Genomic DNA, 17,518 nt, shown 5'->3' on the forward strand with positions numbered 1-17,518 from the left:
TACCTCCTACCTTTTATTAACTTCATTTTACCCATTATTTCAAGATTAATCGTTCGTTTTAGGTGACAAACAAAGAAAGTAGATGACATTTTCGTCACCTACCTAGTATTTCTTGCATCTCATTTTGTATGGGGAATTGTAAGGAAAAGGTAGAACCAACACCTATCTCCGAAGTAACGTTTATATTAATCCCAAGTTTTTCCGCGGAATTCTTAGCTAAGTATAGCCCCATTCCAGTTGAAGCAGCACTTTCTCTTCCAACCCTACCGGTAAAGGACTTTTCAAAAATTCTAGGCAAGTCCGCTTGCGATATTCCTACCCCTTCGTCTTTTATAGAAAGGACTAGATGACCCAAATTGTCTATTGTTGTACTTATATGAATTTCTTTGTGCTCTTTGCTATATTTCACAGCATTTGATACGATTTGCCTTACAATAAATGCTAGCCACTTGTGATCAGTAAGTGTTGTTTTATCTAACCCTTCTGTTTCAAATCCAATATTCCGTTGCATACACCACGGCTTCAATTCTTTAATTTCCCGGAATATAACTTTTTGCAGATTTACTTTTTCTATAACGTTATCTTTCTCAATAAATGGTAGTCGTGTTTTATGAAGTTGTTGGTCTAATAGCATATGCATTCTAAGCCATTCTACTTCTAGTTGTTTCTTAAGGATCGAATCTTCTACATTATCTATCATTAGCTTCATACTCGTAAGCGGTGTTTTCATCTCATGTATCCAAGAAAGGGTCTGGTCCTTTTCTTCTAGAAAAAGTATATGGGAACCATTGAGCTCATGTTTTCCTGATTGAATAATTTCTTGTATCTCATCCATCATCATCTTATCAAAAAGGGATTGTCCGTCAGGTAGTCTAGCTATAAGCTGATCGAACGTCGAATCACCACGATTGACCTTTAATACATTTTTAATAAACTTTGTTTCCCTAAAATACCTCCATAAAAAAAATACTAAAAATAAAAGTAGATTAGTACTATTCATATATAGAATAGAAGTATTAGTAAAGTTCACGTCTAATGTAAGGAGAATATTTAGCCATAGCTGTAGAAAACTAAAAAATATAATCCAAGCTGATCGTTCTTTTATATATAATAGAAACAGCCTCATAGCCCCTCCTTTGTTATTGCTATATAACCTAATCCCTTTTTGGTCACGATGACTTCTTCCAACCCAATTTGCTCTAGTTTTAAGCGCAATCTATTAACATTTACAGAAAGTGTATTGTCATTCACAAACTTTTCGTCATCCCATAATCTTCTCATAAGCTCATCTCTAGAAACAATTTTATCTAAAGACTGAACTAACACTCTTAGGATAAACAACTCATTTTTAGTAAGTTCAACCTCTTGATCTTCTCTGGAAATAGCGCTTCTAGAATAATCAATGATAGCATCATTCCAATGCACAATATCTAATTGCTCATCCCCATAATCATAAGTTCTTCGAAGTATTGCTTGGATTTTCGCCAATAACACTTCCATATTAAAAGGTTTTTGTACAAAATCATCTGCACCCATTTGCATTGCCATAATCATGTCCATTGGATGATCTCTAGACGAAAGAAAAATAATAGGAACTTTCGAGTGTCGACGAATTTCTCGGCACCAATGAAAACCATCATATGCTGGAAGTTGAATATCTATAATAACCAACTGTGGTTTCTCTTCTAAAAAAGTAGGAAGTATTTGCTGGAAATTAATTGGGCCAATTACTTCAAATGACCAATGAAGAAAATGATCTTTTATCAAATTGAATATAGAAATATCATCTTCTATTAACAAAATTTTTTGCATTTTATACACCCCTTTACTCAGTGTACACAATTTTAGGCATAAAAAAAACCATCTCGTCGTCACGAGATGGTTTTTATATAAGAATTATAGATTACTTAGTGATAGTAGCAACTACACCAGCGCCTACAGTACGTCCACCCTCACGGATAGAGAATTTAGTACCTTCTTCGATAGCGATTGGTGAAATTAGAGATACTGTCATTTCGATGTTGTCTCCAGGCATAACCATTTCTACGCCTTCTGGTAAGTTACAAACACCAGTTACATCAGTTGTACGGAAGTAGAACTGAGGACGGTAGTTTGAGAAGAATGGAGTATGACGTCCACCCTCTTCTTTAGAAAGAACATAAACTTCAGCTTTGAAGTCTGTGTGTGGAGTAATTGTACCTGGTTTAGCTAAAACTTGACCACGTTGGATATCTTCACGAGCTACCCCACGAAGAAGAGCTCCGATGTTGTCTCCAGCTTCTGCATAGTCAAGAAGTTTACGGAACATTTCAACACCAGTTACAGTAGTTGATTTAGCTTCTTCTGTAATACCGATAATGTCTACAACGTCACCGATTTTAACTTGGCCACGTTCAACACGTCCTGTTGCAACTGTACCACGACCAGTGATTGAGAATACATCCTCAACTGGCATCATGAATGGTTTGTCAGTTTGACGTTCTGGTGTTGGGATATAGCTATCTACAGCGTCCATTAATTCAACGATTTTTTCTTCCCATTCTGCTTCGCCTTCAAGAGCTTTAAGAGCAGAACCTTTGATTACTGGAATGTCGTCGCCTGGGAAATCGTATTCAGAAAGAAGATCACGAACTTCCATTTCAACTAATTCTAGTAATTCTTCGTCGTCTACCATATCACATTTGTTCATGAATACAACTAGGTATGGAACACCTACTTGTTTAGATAAAAGAATGTGCTCACGAGTTTGTGGCATTGGGCCATCAGCAGCAGATACTACTAAGATACCACCATCCATTTGTGCTGCACCTGTGATCATGTTTTTAACATAGTCAGCATGTCCTGGGCAGTCAACGTGTGCGTAGTGACGAGTTTCAGTTTCATACTCAACATGTGAAGTATTGATAGTGATACCGCGTTCTTTTTCTTCAGGTGCATTATCGATATCAGCGTAAGACTTAGCTGTTCCACCCATTTTTTTAGAAAGAACTGTTGCGATAGCAGCAGTTAGAGTTGTTTTACCATGGTCAACGTGTCCGATAGTACCAACGTTAGCATGTGTTTTGGAGCGGTCAAATTTTTCTTTAGCCATTAGAGAAGTCCTCCTCAGTAATTGTATGATTTTTTATTATAAAAGTAAGGGACTAAACGCCCCTTAACTTTCATAGACTACAAATTAGTTATACTTTAAATTTGGTGATAATTCAATTATTCACCTTTATTTTTTTTGATAATTTCTTCAGAAATTGATTTCGGAACATCTTCATAGTGATCGAATGTCATTGAGAAGACTCCGCGTCCTTGCGTATTAGAACGTAAAGACGTTGCATATCCGAACATTTCAGCAAGCGGAACCATTGAACGCACTACTTGTGCATTTCCGCGAGCGTCCATACCTTCAACGCGACCACGACGAGAAGTGATATCACCCATGATGTCTCCTAAATATTCTTCAGGAATAACAACTTCAACTTTCATGATAGGCTCAAGAATTACTGGGTTTACTTTAGATACAGCATTTTTCAATGCCATAGAAGCAGCAACTTTGAAGGCCATCTCATTGGAGTCAACGTCATGATATGATCCGTCGTATAATTTTGCTTTAATATCGATTAATGGATATCCAGCAAGTACACCATTGTTAAGTGAGTCACGAAGACCTGCCTCAACAGCTGGAATGTATTCACGTGGAACTACCCCACCGACAACAGCATTTTCAAACTCAAAGCCTTTTCCTTCTTCATTTGGAGAGAATTCGATCCAAACGTGTCCGAATTGACCACGTCCACCTGATTGACGTACGAATTTACCTTCAACTTTAGCTGAAGAGCGGAAAGTTTCACGGTAAGATACTTGAGGAGCACCTACGTTAGCTTCTACTTTAAATTCGCGACGCATACGGTCAACTAAGATATCAAGGTGAAGTTCACCCATACCAGCGATAATAACTTGACCAGTTTCTTGGTCTGTATGAACGCGGAATGTAGGATCTTCTTCTGCTAATTTAACAAGAGCAGCACCCATTTTATCTTGGTCAGCTTTAGATTTTGGCTCAACTGATAACGAAATAACTGGCTCTGGGAATACCATAGACTCTAGAATTACTAAAGCTTTTTCATCACAAAGTGTATCACCAGTAGTAGTATCTTTTAGACCTACTGCTGCAGCGATATCTCCAGCATGTACTTCTGAAATCTCTGAACGAGAGTTCGCATGCATTTGTAGAATACGTCCTACACGCTCACGCTTACCTTTTGTTGAGTTTTGTACATATGATCCGGCTTGTAACGTACCAGAATATACACGGAAGAATGTTAGTTTACCAACATAAGGATCCGTCATAACTTTAAATGCTAATGCAGAGAAAGGTTCTGAGTCATCCGAATGACGTAAAATTTCTTCTTCGCTATCTGGGTCAGTACCAACCATAGCAGCAATATCAAGTGGTGATGGAAGGTATGCAACAACTGCGTCTAGAACTTTACGAACACCTTTGTTTTTGAATGCAGTACCACACACTACTGGATAGAACTCTACGTTTAGGGTACCTTTACGAATACCGTTAACTAATTCTTCGTTCGTGATTTCTTCACCATTTAAATATTTATCCATTAAGTCTTCGTCAAGTTCAGAAACCGCTTCAACTAGTTTTTCACGGTATTCTTGCGCTTGAGCTTTGTACTCTTCTGGAATTTCTATTTCTTCCATATCAGTTCCTAAGTCATTAGGATACATAGTTGCTGTCATCGTAATTAAGTCAATAATTCCGTTGAATTCATCTTCTGCACCGATAGGTAATTGAATTGGATGAGCGTTAGCTTGTAAACGATCATGAAGCGTTCCTACAGAATAAAGGAAGTCCGCACCCATTTTATCCATTTTGTTAATGAAAACAATACGTGGTACGCCATAAGTTGTAGCTTGACGCCATACTGTTTCAGTTTGTGGTTCAACACCAGATTGAGCATCTAGTACTGTAACCGCACCATCAAGTACACGAAGTGAACGTTCAACTTCAACAGTGAAGTCTACGTGTCCAGGTGTATCGATGATATTTACACGGTGATTATCCCAAGCAGCTGTTGTTGCAGCAGAAGTAATCGTAATTCCACGTTCTTGTTCTTGCTCCATCCAGTCCATCTGTGATGCACCTTCATGAGTTTCCCCGATTTTGTGGATTTTACCAGTGTAGTATAGAATACGCTCCGTAGTAGTAGTTTTACCAGCATCGATGTGAGCCATGATACCGATATTACGTGTTTTTTCTAAGGAGAACTCTCTAGCCATATTGTATTTCTCCTTCCATAGTCGGATTAGAGTATAGTTTTATAATAATATTAAAAAAGATTCTACCAACGGTAGTGAGCGAATGCTTTGTTAGCTTCAGCCATTTTGTGTATATCTTCACGTTTTTTAACTGATGAACCAGTATTGTTAGATGCATCAAGAATTTCGTTAGCTAAACGTTCTTCCATCGTTTTTTCTCCACGAAGACGTGAATAGTTTACTAAGTAACGAAGACCTAGTGTTGAACGACGATCAGGACGTACTTCAACTGGTACTTGATAGTTAGCACCACCAACACGGCGAGCACGAACTTCTAGAACTGGCATTACATTGTTTAGGGCAGCTTCAAATACTTCTAATGGATCTTTACCAGAACGTTCTTTTACAAGTTCAAACGCTCCGTATAGAATTTTTTGAGAAGTACCTCTTTTACCATCAACCATCAATTTATTGATTAAACGAGTTACTAGTTTTGAATTGTAAATTGGATCTGGTAACACGTCACGTTTGGAAACAGGACCTTTACGAGGCATGTGTTTTCCTCCTTTCGACGAATGTCAAATTATTAATTATATTATTTTTTTGCTGCTTTAGGGCGTTTAGCGCCATAAAGTGAACGACTTTGCATACGACCAGTAACACCAGCTGTATCAAGAGCACCACGTACGATATGGTAACGTACTCCTGGTAAATCTTTTACTTTTCCTCCGCGGATAAGTACAACACTATGTTCTTGTAGGTTGTGTCCTTCTCCTGGAATATAAGCAGTAACCTCTAACGTATTAGTTAAACGTACACGCGCATATTTACGAAGTGCTGAGTTAGGTTTTTTCGGCGTCATAGTACCAACACGAGTACAAACCCCACGTTTTTGTGGAGAGTTTAAGTTAGTACCAGCCTTTTTGAAGCTGTTATAACCTTTCCCTAGTGCAGGAGACTTTGATTTCGTGATTTTGGATTGACGAGGCTTACGTACTAATTGGTTAATTGTAGGCATCGATTATTCCTCCCTTCATTTGTTCTTGTTAATACCACACATCCAGGTGGTTCATTTTTTGGGTAAAAACAAAGTCTTTGTGATTTACACAAAAACTGTTACACAGTAATAGCTACTACTGACGCCGCTAAGCGCAGTCCACAAGCCTTACCAAGATCTACTTTAGACTCAACATAGTTAATTGAAACATTGTTTTCTTGTGCTGTTGTTCGTGCTAGTTCAATGATTCTCTCTTCTATATCTAGTGCAATATAAACTTCTTTGACAAGCCCTTTTTTCATTGCTTTTACTGCTTGCTTTGTACCTATGATTGTTTCTTTCGCTTGTTTCACTTTTTCATAAGACATTTGCATATCCTCCAAAGGGTACAAGTCAAATAACTATCAACCTTAAATATATTATCACTCATTGAAAAATGTGTCAACAGTAATTATAAAATATTAGGGAGAAATAAAACTTCTTCTCCCTAACATTCAATTGTTTTACTCTGCGTTAACTAACTCTTTTCCAGAATCTGCTTCGTTGTCCGTGATTTTAATTTGGCGATAACGTTGCATACCTGTACCAGCTGGAACTAATTTACCGATAATTACGTTTTCTTTCAAGCCTAATAATTCATCACGTTTCCCTTTAATCGCTGCGTCTGTTAAGACACGAGTCGTTTCTTGGAACGATGCTGCAGATAAGAATGATTCTGTTTCAAGTGAAGCTTTAGTAATACCAAGGATAACTGGACGACAAGTTGCAGGGATTTTACCTTGTAAAACTGCTTCTTTATTCGCTTCAGCAAATTGATGGATATCTAGTAGTGATCCTGGAAGTAGGTCTGTTTCCCCAGCTTCAATCACACGTACTTTACGAAGCATTTGGCGTACCATAACTTCGATGTGTTTATCCCCGATTTCTACCCCTTGCATACGGTAAACTTTTTGTACTTCTTTTAATAAGTACTCTTGAACAGTTGAAACATCTTTAACTCTCAACAATTCTTTAGGATCTATAGAACCTTCTGTTAAAACTTGACCACGATGCATTGTATCGTTTAGTTGTACTTTTAAACGAGCATTGTATGGTGCCAAATATTTACGAGTTTCTACATTCCCTTGAATTGTAATTTCTTTTTGGCCTTCTCTAATTTCATCAATTTCAGTAACAGTTCCTGAGATTTCAGATATAACAGCTTGCCCTTTAGGATTACGTGCTTCAAAAATTTCTTGGATACGCGGAAGACCTTGAGTAATATCGTCTCCTGCAACCCCACCTGTATGGAATGTACGCATTGTTAACTGAGTACCTGGTTCACCAATTGATTGAGCTGCTATAATACCGACTGCTTCTCCTACTTCAACTGTGTCACCTGTAGCTAAGTTTAAGCCGTAACATTTTTTACAAACACCATGTTTTGTATTACAAGTAAATGCTGAGCGAATTGTTAACTCATTAATACCTGCTTCTTCAATAACACGAGCGACGTCTTGTGTGATTAACCCGTCTTTTTCTAGAATCAGTTCATTTGTAGTTGGATGGAAAATTGTTTTCTTCGTATGACGACCGACAATACGTTCGCCAAACTCTTCAATAACTTCCGTACCTTCCATAAGTGAACCAATTAATAATCCGCGGTCCGTTCCACAATCTTCTTCACGTACAATAACATCTTGTGCAACGTCTACTAGACGACGAGTTAAGTAACCTGAATCGGCAGTTTTAAGAGCTGTATCGGCAAGACCTTTACGAGCACCATGTGTAGAGATGAAGTATTCAAGTACTGTTAATCCTTCACGGAATGATGACTTGATCGGAAGTTCAATAATACGACCGGCCGGATTGGCCATAAGTCCACGCATACCTGCAAGTTGAGTAAAGTTAGATGCATTACCACGGGCACCTGAGTCACTCATCATGTAGATTGGGTTCATATGATCTAGTGTTTTCATCAGTCTATCTTGAATAACTTCTTTTGCTTTACTCCAATGTCCAATAACACTTGCATAACGCTCTTCTTCCGTGATTAGACCACGACGGAATTGCTTGATAACTTTATCTACTTTACTTTGTGCTTCTTCAAGAATTTCACCTTTGTCTGGAAGTACTACGATATCAGAAATACCAATTGTAATACCAGCTTTAGTAGAGTATTTAAATCCTAGGGCTTTCATGCGATCAAGCATTTTCGACGTTTCTGTAATATGGAAACGTTTAAATACTTCTGCGATGATATTTCCAAGAATTTTCTTCTTGAATGGCTCTACAAGTTCCATAGACTCGATATGCTTTTTAACATCTGTAATTGTTGGAACAAAATATTTCTCCGGAGTTTCAATTTGTAGATTGAAATCTGTCGGTTCATTAATGTATGGGAACGTTGCTGGAAGTATTTCATTGAAAATTACTTTACCTACAGTCGTTAACAATAGCATCTTGTTTTGTTCTTCTGTAAATGTTTGATTTTTTACAGATGCTGCTGATATTGCAATACGTGTATGCAAATGCACATGACCAGTATTATAAGCAATAAGCACTTCTTCTGGCCCGTAGAACGTTGTACCTTGGCCCATTGCACCTTTACGCTCAAGTGTTAAGTAATAGTTTCCTAAAACCATATCTTGAGATGGTGTAACTACTGGTTTACCATCTTTCGGGTTCAAAATGTTTTGTGCTGCTAGCATTAGTAAACGAGCTTCAGCTTGCGCTTCAGCAGATAAAGGTACGTGAACAGCCATTTGGTCACCATCAAAGTCAGCATTATATGCTGTACATACTAGAGGATGAAGGCGAATTGCGCGTCCTTCTACTAATGTTGGTTCAAAAGCTTGAATACCAAGACGGTGAAGAGTAGGGGCACGGTTAAGTAGCACCGGATGCTCTCTAATAACATCTTCTAATACATCCCATACTTCAGCATGCATACGTTCAATTTTACGTTTTGCACTCTTAATGTTGTGGGCTAAACCACGTTCAACAAGTTCTTTCATCACAAATGGTTTGAATAATTCAATCGCCATTTCTTTTGGAAGTCCACATTGATACATTTTCAAGTTTGGTCCTACTACGATAACCGAACGACCAGAGTAGTCAACACGTTTACCTAGTAGATTTTGACGGAAACGACCTTGCTTCCCTTTTAACATATGTGAAAGTGATTTTAATGGACGGTTACCTGGTCCAGTTACCGGACGGCCACGACGACCATTATCAATCAATGCATCTACAGCTTCTTGTAACATACGCTTCTCATTTTGAACAATAATATTAGGAGCGCCAAGATCTAATAGACGTTTTAAACGGTTATTACGGTTAATAACACGACGATATAAATCATTTAAATCTGATGTAGCAAAGCGTCCACCATCTAATTGAACCATCGGACGTAATTCTGGAGGAATTACTGGTAGAACATCTAAAATCATCCAGTCAGGTTTGTTTCCTGAGTTACGGAAAGATTCTACAACTTCTAAACGTTTAATCGCACGTGTACGACGTTGACCTTGAGCTGTTTTCAACTCTTCTTTTAAATGCTCTGTTTCACTTTCTAAATCAATTTCAGTAAGTAAACGCTTGATAGCTTCAGCACCCATTGCAGCTTGGAATTTAGTACCAAACTTATCGCGATATGCACGGTACTCTTTTTCTGAAAGCAATTGTTTCTTTTCAAGAGGCGTGTCTGCTGGTTCTATTACTACGTAAGAAGCAAAGTAAATTACTTCTTCTAATGATCTTGGAGACATATCCAAAAGTAGACCCATACGACTTGGAATCCCTTTGAAATACCAAATATGTGACACAGGAGCAGCTAGTTCGATGTGACCCATACGCTCACGGCGTACTTTTGAACGTGTTACTTCTACTCCACAACGATCACATACAACACCTTTATAACGAACGCGTTTATATTTTCCGCAATGACATTCCCAGTCTTTTGTAGGACCAAAAATACGTTCACAGAACAAACCGTCTTTTTCAGGTTTTAATGTACGATAGTTAATTGTTTCAGGTTTTTTTACTTCTCCATAAGACCATGAACGGATTTTATCAGGTGAAGCTAAACCAATTTTCATATACTCAAAATTATTAACGTCTATCAAGGAGCCTACCTCCCTTTAGTCTTGTGTCTTTTAAAAGACTTTTCCAAGTAGCTCTGCATTATGCAATTTTATACGGAAACACGGACAGGCATCACCTGTCCGGTTTTTATTATGCTATCTATGCGCAATTACGCTTTTTTATTCTACTGTACTAACTGGTTCCTCTTCTGTTGCAATCGGTAGTATACCAAGTGCATCAGCTGCTGGAATGTCATCATCTTCATCTAAATCGCGAAGCTCAATTTCTTCTTCGTCAATTGTAAGCATTTTAACATCCATACCTAGACTTTGTAGCTCTTTTATCAATACTTTGAATGATTCAGGAACTCCTGGTTCTGGTACACTCTCCCCTTTAACGATTGCTTCATATGTTTTCACACGTCCAACAACGTCATCGGATTTAACTGTTAAAATTTCTTGTAACGTATAAGCGGCACCATAAGCTTCTAGTGCCCATACTTCCATTTCACCGAAACGTTGTCCACCAAATTGCGCTTTTCCTCCTAGAGGTTGTTGCGTAACAAGTGAATAAGGTCCAGTAGAACGTGCATGTAACTTATCATCTACCATGTGGGCAAGTTTAATCATATACATAACCCCAACAGATACGCGGTTATCAAATGGTTCACCTGAGCGCCCGTCATACAGGATAGTTTTACCGTCACGATTAAGTCCAGCTTCTTCCATTGTGTTCCAAACGTCTTCTTCGTTAGCACCATCAAATACTGGTGATGCCATATGAACACCAAGTAATTTAGAAGCCATACCTAAATGGAGTTCTAGTACTTGCCCGATGTTCATACGAGAAGGTACCCCAAGTGGATTTAACATGATATCTACTGGTGTGCCGTCTGGAAGGAATGGCATATCTTCTTCAGGAAGAATACGCGAGATAACACCTTTGTTACCATGACGTCCGGCCATTTTATCCCCAACGGAGATTTTACGTTTTTGAACGATATAAGCACGAACTAATTGGTTAACACCTGGAGATAACTCATCGCCATCTTCACGATTAAATACTTTTACATCTAATACAATCCCGCCAGCACCATGTGGAACACGTAGGGATGTATCTCTAACTTCACGAGCCTTTTCACCGAAAATTGCGTGTAGTAAACGTTCTTCAGCTGTTAGTTCTGTAACACCTTTAGGCGTTACTTTCCCAACAAGAATGTCTCCGTCACGAACTTCTGCACCAATACGGATAATTCCACGGTCGTCCAAGTTACGCAATGCGTCTTCACCGACATTTGGAATATCTCTCGTAATTTCTTCTGGCCCAAGCTTTGTATCACGTGATTCTGATTCATACTCTTCAATATGCACTGAAGTATATACATCATCTTTCACTAGACGTTCACTCATAATTACGGCATCTTCATAGTTGTATCCATCCCATGTCATGAAAGCTACTAGAACATTACGTCCTAAAGCAAGCTCTCCTTGTTCCATAGAAGGACCATCTGCAAGAATATCCAGAGGTTTAACACGATCACCAATTTTTACAATTGGACGTTGGTTTATAGATGTCCCGTGATTTGAACGCTCAAATTTATGAACTTTATAAGATGTTAAATCACCTTTAACTTCTTTGCCATCCACTTCTTCGATACGTCTAACACGAATTTCTTTTGCTTCTACGTGTTCAACAATACCATCGAATTTTGCAATAACTGCAGCACCTGAGTCACGAGCGTTTACATGTTCCATACCAGTTCCAACAAATGGAGCTTCTGGGTTTAATAATGGAACAGCTTGACGCTGCATGTTCGCTCCCATAAGAGCACGGTTGGAGTCATCGTTTTCCAAGAACGGAATACATGCTGTCGCAGCAGAAACAACTTGTTTCGGCGAAACGTCCATGTAGTCAATTTGTTCTTTTCTAAATACGGTGTTATCTCCACGGAAACGACCTACTACTTCTTCTTTAAGGAATGCTCCTTCTTCAGATAATGGAGAGTTTGCTTGTGCTACCACATAGTTATCCTCTTCATCCGCAGTTAAATAGTCGATTCGTGATGTAACTAAGCCGGTCTCAGGATCAACACGGCGATATGGTGTTTCTATAAATCCAAATTTATTTACTTTCGCAAAACTGGAAAGTGAGTTTATAAGTCCAATGTTTGGTCCCTCAGGCGTTTCAATTGGACACATACGACCATAGTGAGAGTAATGTACGTCACGTACTTCAAATCCTGCACGCTCACGTGTTAAACCACCGGGCCCAAGCGCCGATAGACGACGTTTATGCGTCAACTCAGCTAGCGGGTTTGTTTGATCCATAAACTGAGATAATTGCGAGCTACCAAAGAATTCTTTAATAGATGCAATAACTGGACGTATATTGATTAGTTGTTGTGGGACGATAGATTGTGTGTCGTTAATAGACATACGCTCACGTACTACACGTTCCATACGTGAAAGACCAATACGGAACTGATTTTGTAGTAACTCGCCTACAGAACGTAAACGACGGTTACCTAGATGATCAATATCATCCGTGTTCCCAACGTTAAATAACAGGTTAAAGAAGTAACCAATTGATGAAACAATGTCAGCTGGCGTAATATTTTTCACTTCTGTTTCTACATAAGCGTTACTTATTACGTTAACTTCTTTTTGTTCTTCATCATTCGGCGCATAAATTTTAATCGATTGGATTGTAATATCATCCTCTAAGACACCACCTACTTGAGATAATGTTTTAAAGCCAATACCATTTTCAAGATGAGGAATTAGGCGATCTAGTACACGACGATCAATTAATGTACCCGCTTCTACTAAAATCTCTCCTGTTTCCGGATCCACTAGCGTTTCCGCTATTGTTTGGTTAAACAAGCGATTTTTAATATGCAATTTTTTATTCATTTTGTAACGACCAACGTTCGCTAAATCATAGCGTTTTGGGTCAAAGAAGCGAGAGTATAGTAAGCTCTTTGCACTTTCCACAGTTGGTGGTTCACCAGGACGTAGACGCTCATAGATTTCCAATAACGCTTTTTCAGGCGTTTCTGTATTATCTTTTTCTAGCGTGTTACGTAAATATTCGTTGTCACCAATTAAATCGATAATCTCTTGATCTGTTCCAAAGCCTAAAGCGCGAAGTAAAACAGTAACTGGTAATTTACGTGTACGATCAATACGAACGTATACTACATCTTTTGCATCAATTTCGTATTCTAACCAAGCACCACGGTTAGGTATTACTGTTGATCCAAAACCTTTTTTACCATTTTTGTCTGTTTTATCATGGAAGTAAACACTTGGTGAGCGGACTAACTGAGATACGATTACGCGCTCAGCTCCGTTAATAACGAAAGTTCCAGTTTCAGTCATTAGTGGGAAATCACCCATAAAGACATCTTGTTCTTTCACTTCGTCCGTTTCTTTGTTGTGGAGACGTACTTTTACGCGAAGTGGTGCTGCGTATGTTGCGTCACGTTCTTTGGATTCGTCGACCGAATACTTCGGTTCATTTAAACTATAGTCGACAAATTCAAGTGATAGATTGCCTGTAAAGTCCTCGATTGGTGAAATATCCTTAAACATTTCACGTAAACCTTCCTCAAGGAACCATTCATAAGATGCCGTCTGAATTTCAATTAGATTCGGAAGTTCTAGCACCTCACTAATACGCGCAAAACTTCTGCGCTGGCGGTGTTGTCCGTATTGAACTAGTTGACCTGTCAACTCATTCACCCCTCAATTAAAGCGATATTAGGTCTTTTCGATATGAACATTTTGGTGTATGATATCGAAAGACAAAAAGAAAACGAGTTCTTAACAAGAGCTCATTTTCGATTAACCAAACTTTTTCTCGGCCAGTATACCCATTTGTATGACTTCTCATTCAAAAGGGCCAAAAGGGCATACGTCCTCAAAATAATAATTTTGCATTTTCTTATAATATCATAGCGATTTTGTCAAGTCAATCTTTGTAGCTTTGATAATCCAATAACCTCTAGCCTTATCAACAAGGTCTACTTGACCAAAAATCTCTTCTAAATAACTAAAAGTTGATGGTGCCCCTTGTTTCTTTTGAATCACAATCCACAATTCTCCCTTTGAAACTAACTTTTCATAAGATTCATTATAGAAACGAAAAATAGTTTCTTTCCCAGCGCGAATCGGTGGATTAGTTATAATAGCCGCAAAGTTCGCAGTGTCAACCGCTGACAATCCATCACTTTCATAGATTCGTACATTTTGTATCCCGTTAGCAGCAGCATTTTTTTCTGCAAGTTGGATTGCACGTGTGTTAACATCTACCAAATGAACTGTTCTTCTCTCATTTGCTTTTGCAATAGAAAGACCTATCGGGCCATATCCGCAACCTATATCTAAAATTGGACCTTCTAGATCTGGAGCTTCAAAAGCATCGATTAATACACGGGAGCCAAAATCTACTTCGCTCTTACTAAATACACCTGCATCTGTTTCAAATCGAAAATTATGCCCAAGCAATGTGAAATTCCAATGGCGTGGTTTGCTTTCCGTTTGAGGTTTCCTAGAGTAATAATGATCAGACACCAAATCACCCTCCATAATACATACGAAGAAAAGCCCGTCGTTTGCAGACGAGCTTTTTTCTTCGAACTGTACAAAAATTACTTAACTTCTACGCCTGCGCCAACTTCTTCAAGTTGTGTTTTGAAAGCTTCTGCTTCGTCTTTAGAAATGCCTTCTTTAAGTGCTTTAGGAGCATTGTCAACTAATTCTTTAGCTTCTTTTAATCCTAAACCAGTGATTTCACGAACCACTTTGATTACTTTAATTTTTTGATCTCCAGCAGATGTAAGAAGTACATCAAACTCAGTTTTTTCTTCAGCAGCAGCAGCTCCGCCACCAGCAGCCATTGCCATTGGAGCAGCAGCAGTAACACCGAATTCTTCTTCAATTGCTTTTACTAAGTCGTTTAATTCAAGAACTGTCATTGATTTGATAGCTTCTAAGATTTGTTCGTTATTCATTTTATTTTCCTCCTATTATAGGTAATTTTAGGCTGTAAGCCCTTTTGTAGTTATTAAGCCGCGTAATAAATTATGCGCCTTGTTCTTCTTTTTGTTCTGCAACAGCTTTTGTTGCAAGCGCAAAGTTGCGCATTGGAGCTTGAAGTACTGAAAGAAGCATAGAAAGTAGTCCTTCGCGTGATGGAAGTTCTGCTAATGCTTTCACATCTTCAGCAGATGCTACAGTTCCTTCGATAATCCCAACTTTAATTTCAAGTTGTTCATTCTTTTTAGCAAAATCATTAATGATTTTAGCTGGTGCAATTACGTCATCGTTAGAAAATGCTACTGCGTTTGGACCAACAAGACTTTCGTTAATCCCATCAACTCCAGCAATTTCAGTTGCACGGCGTGTAAGTGAGTTTTTGTAAACTTTGAATTCCACACCTGCTTCACGAAGTTGTTTACGTAATTCTGTTACTTGTGACACGTTCAAACCGCGGTAGTCAACAACTACTACGGAAGCAGCAGCTTTAAACTTCTCTGCAATTTCTTGAACTTTTACTTTTTTCGTTTCGATTGCTTTGTTCATCTTGGCACCTCCTATAAGAATTGGCCATTTATACCGACAAAAGAAAAGCCTCTGTTCTACGAATAGACACAGAGGCAGAAAGTCATCATCTAAAAAGAATCTGAATTTACTTGTCCTCGGTAGGAAATTAAGCGATCTATCGCCCCTACTGTCTTCGGTACAAACGTATATTTAACAACAAAAGTCATCTTAACAGATAATCTTTTGAACGTCAACTATTATTTGATTGATTGAGCGTCAACTTTTACAGCTGGTCCCATAGTAGTCGTGATATTCACAGACTTCATATAAACACCTTTAGATGCTGCTGGCTTAGCTTTTTGAACTACTTCAAATACAGCTAAGAAGTTTTCTACTAATTTATCGTCTTCAAAAGAAACTTTACCGATAGGAGCGTGAATAATCCCTGCTTTGTCAGCACGGTATTCTACTTTACCAGCTTTAATCTCTTCGATAGCTTTAGTTACATCAAATGTAACTGTACCAGTTTTAGGGTTTGGCATTAAACCTTTTGGTCCAAGTACACGACCGATTTTACCAACTTCACCCATCATGTCAGGTGTAGCAACGATTACATCGAAGTCAAACCATCCTTGTTGGATTTTGTTAATATACTCAGTATCGCCTACATAGTCTGCTCCAGCAGCTTCTGCTTCTTTAAGCTTTTCGCCTTTAGCGAATACTAATACACGTTGAGTTTTACCAGTTCCGTTTGGAAGTACTACTGCTCCACGGATTTGTTGGTCATTTTTACGAGTATCGATTCCTAAACGAAAAGCAACTTCTACAGTTGCATCAAAGTTAACTGTGCTTGTTTTTTTCGCAAGCTCAACAGCTTCTTTAGCTGAATATAATTTTGAAGCTTCTACTAATTTAACTGCTTCTTGTAATTTTTTACCTTTGTTAGCCATTATAAATGTCCTCCTTGATAGTGGTTTTAGCGGAATAAACCTCCCACGTGTAAAGGTTGTAGTTATCCTTTATGAACAACTACAACCTCCCAAAAAACAATGCGTCATATCAAAATGCACATCAAGTATTAGTCTTCGATCGTAATACCCATGCTACGTGCAGTACCTTCAACCATTAACATAGCTGCTTCAACAGATGCTGCGTTTAAATCTGGCATTTTTTGTTCTGCAATTTCGCGAACTTTTTCACGTTTCACTGTCGCCACTTTTACGCGGTTTGGTTCACCTGATCCAGATTGAATACCTGCTGCTACTTTAAGTAACACTGCTGCCGGCGGAGTTTTTGTAATGAAAGTAAATGAACGATCTTCAAATACAGAAATTTCAACCGGAATGATTAGACCTGCTTGATCAGCAGTACGTGCGTTGAACTCCTTACAGAATCCCATGATGTTAACACCTGCTTGACCCAATGCTGGACCAACCGGCGGTGCTGGATTTGCTTTACCAGCAGGAATTTGTAATTTAACAACTTTAATCACTTTTTTAGCCACGAGACACACCTCCTTAAGTCCGTGATGTGGTAATTGGGTTGCCCCTCCCACTCAAATATCTGTCTCTCAGCTCTGCGCTGATAACATTAGAAAAATTAATACAGACTTATTTTCAGTCTGACCTTTGAAATGATATCATTC

General features: G+C 38.5%; 14 protein-coding genes and 1 other annotated feature. All 14 genes read right to left on the bottom strand.

What is annotated here, in order from left to right; all coding sequences use genetic code 11:
- Positions 1-94: 94 nt before the first annotated feature.
- Positions 95-1,126, bottom strand: coding sequence for a sensor histidine kinase (locus MHI47_RS18675; protein ID WP_340831842.1), 1,032 nt, complete (start codon positions 1,124-1,126; stop codon positions 95-97).
- Positions 1,123-1,812: a response regulator transcription factor gene (locus MHI47_RS18680; protein ID WP_340764086.1), complete on the bottom strand. Its 690-nt coding sequence runs from the start codon at positions 1,810-1,812 to the stop codon at positions 1,123-1,125. Before MHI47_RS18680 ends, MHI47_RS18675 begins: the two co-directional genes overlap by 4 nt.
- A gap of 91 nt (positions 1,813-1,903) precedes the next feature.
- Positions 1,904-3,091, bottom strand: a complete 1,188-nt coding sequence (gene tuf / locus MHI47_RS18685; protein ID WP_093537867.1) for an elongation factor Tu — start codon at positions 3,089-3,091, stop codon at positions 1,904-1,906.
- A gap of 116 nt (positions 3,092-3,207) precedes the next feature.
- Complete coding sequence (gene fusA / locus MHI47_RS18690; protein ID WP_340771096.1) at positions 3,208-5,286, bottom strand: elongation factor G; 2,079 nt, start codon at positions 5,284-5,286, stop codon at positions 3,208-3,210.
- A 62-nt stretch (positions 5,287-5,348) separates the two neighbouring features.
- Entirely contained in the window at positions 5,349-5,819 is a 471-nt protein-coding gene (gene rpsG / locus MHI47_RS18695) for a 30S ribosomal protein S7 (RefSeq protein ID WP_093537869.1), read from the bottom strand.
- Positions 5,820-5,860: 41 nt separating this feature from the next.
- Positions 5,861-6,283, bottom strand: coding sequence for a 30S ribosomal protein S12 (gene rpsL, locus MHI47_RS18700; protein WP_093537870.1), 423 nt, complete (start codon positions 6,281-6,283; stop codon positions 5,861-5,863).
- 98 nt (positions 6,284-6,381) lie between these two features.
- A complete protein-coding gene (locus tag MHI47_RS18705; protein WP_093537871.1) occupies positions 6,382-6,630 on the bottom strand; it encodes a ribosomal L7Ae/L30e/S12e/Gadd45 family protein in 249 nt (82 codons plus the stop codon).
- Positions 6,631-6,765: 135 nt separating this feature from the next.
- Positions 6,766-10,368 carry a DNA-directed RNA polymerase subunit beta' gene (gene rpoC, locus MHI47_RS18710; protein ID WP_340764091.1) on the bottom strand — a complete coding sequence of 1,201 codons (3,603 nt, stop codon included), beginning with the start codon at positions 10,366-10,368 and terminating at the stop codon, positions 6,766-6,768.
- Positions 10,369-10,506: 138 nt separating this feature from the next.
- Positions 10,507-14,061, bottom strand: a complete 3,555-nt coding sequence (rpoB, locus tag MHI47_RS18715; RefSeq protein WP_093537873.1) for a DNA-directed RNA polymerase subunit beta — start codon at positions 14,059-14,061, stop codon at positions 10,507-10,509.
- A gap of 219 nt (positions 14,062-14,280) precedes the next feature.
- Positions 14,281-14,901: a class I SAM-dependent methyltransferase gene (locus tag MHI47_RS18720; RefSeq protein WP_093537874.1), complete on the bottom strand. Its 621-nt coding sequence runs from the start codon at positions 14,899-14,901 to the stop codon at positions 14,281-14,283.
- A 77-nt stretch (positions 14,902-14,978) separates the two neighbouring features.
- On the bottom strand, positions 14,979-15,341 hold the full coding sequence (rplL, locus tag MHI47_RS18725; RefSeq protein ID WP_093537875.1) for a 50S ribosomal protein L7/L12: 363 nt from the start codon (positions 15,339-15,341) through the stop codon (positions 14,979-14,981).
- A 70-nt stretch (positions 15,342-15,411) separates the two neighbouring features.
- The gene (gene rplJ, locus MHI47_RS18730; RefSeq protein ID WP_093537876.1) at positions 15,412-15,912 is read right to left on the bottom strand and encodes a 50S ribosomal protein L10; all 501 of its coding nucleotides are present in this window, start codon (positions 15,910-15,912) and stop codon (positions 15,412-15,414) included.
- A 32-nt stretch (positions 15,913-15,944) separates the two neighbouring features.
- Positions 15,945-16,088: a sequence feature (ribosomal protein L10 leader region), on the bottom strand.
- A 42-nt stretch (positions 16,089-16,130) separates the two neighbouring features.
- Positions 16,131-16,823: a 50S ribosomal protein L1 gene (gene rplA / locus MHI47_RS18735; RefSeq protein ID WP_093537877.1), complete on the bottom strand. Its 693-nt coding sequence runs from the start codon at positions 16,821-16,823 to the stop codon at positions 16,131-16,133.
- A gap of 128 nt (positions 16,824-16,951) precedes the next feature.
- The gene (gene rplK / locus MHI47_RS18740; RefSeq protein WP_139176005.1) at positions 16,952-17,377 is read right to left on the bottom strand and encodes a 50S ribosomal protein L11; all 426 of its coding nucleotides are present in this window, start codon (positions 17,375-17,377) and stop codon (positions 16,952-16,954) included.
- Positions 17,378-17,518 lie beyond the last annotated feature (141 nt).

Source organism: Psychrobacillus sp. FSL H8-0487 (genome assembly GCF_038008385.1).
Classification (GTDB): domain Bacteria; phylum Bacillota; class Bacilli; order Bacillales_A; family Planococcaceae; genus Psychrobacillus; species Psychrobacillus psychrotolerans.

Coding starts and splice junctions, on each gene's coding strand:
- MHI47_RS18675 (WP_340831842.1), bottom strand. CDS start 1,126: ATGAGGCTGTTTCTATTATATATAAAAGAACGATCAGCTTGGATTATA.
- MHI47_RS18680 (WP_340764086.1), bottom strand. CDS start 1,812: ATGCAAAAAATTTTGTTAATAGAAGATGATATTTCTATATTCAATTTG.
- tuf (WP_093537867.1), bottom strand. CDS start 3,091: ATGGCTAAAGAAAAATTTGACCGCTCCAAAACACATGCTAACGTTGGT.
- fusA (WP_340771096.1), bottom strand. CDS start 5,286: ATGGCTAGAGAGTTCTCCTTAGAAAAAACACGTAATATCGGTATCATG.
- rpsG (WP_093537869.1), bottom strand. CDS start 5,819: ATGCCTCGTAAAGGTCCTGTTTCCAAACGTGACGTGTTACCAGATCCA.
- rpsL (WP_093537870.1), bottom strand. CDS start 6,283: ATGCCTACAATTAACCAATTAGTACGTAAGCCTCGTCAATCCAAAATC.
- MHI47_RS18705 (WP_093537871.1), bottom strand. CDS start 6,630: ATGTCTTATGAAAAAGTGAAACAAGCGAAAGAAACAATCATAGGTACA.
- rplL (WP_093537875.1), bottom strand. CDS start 15,341: ATGAATAACGAACAAATCTTAGAAGCTATCAAATCAATGACAGTTCTT.
- rplJ (WP_093537876.1), bottom strand. CDS start 15,912: ATGAACAAAGCAATCGAAACGAAAAAAGTAAAAGTTCAAGAAATTGCA.
- rplA (WP_093537877.1), bottom strand. CDS start 16,823: ATGGCTAACAAAGGTAAAAAATTACAAGAAGCAGTTAAATTAGTAGAA.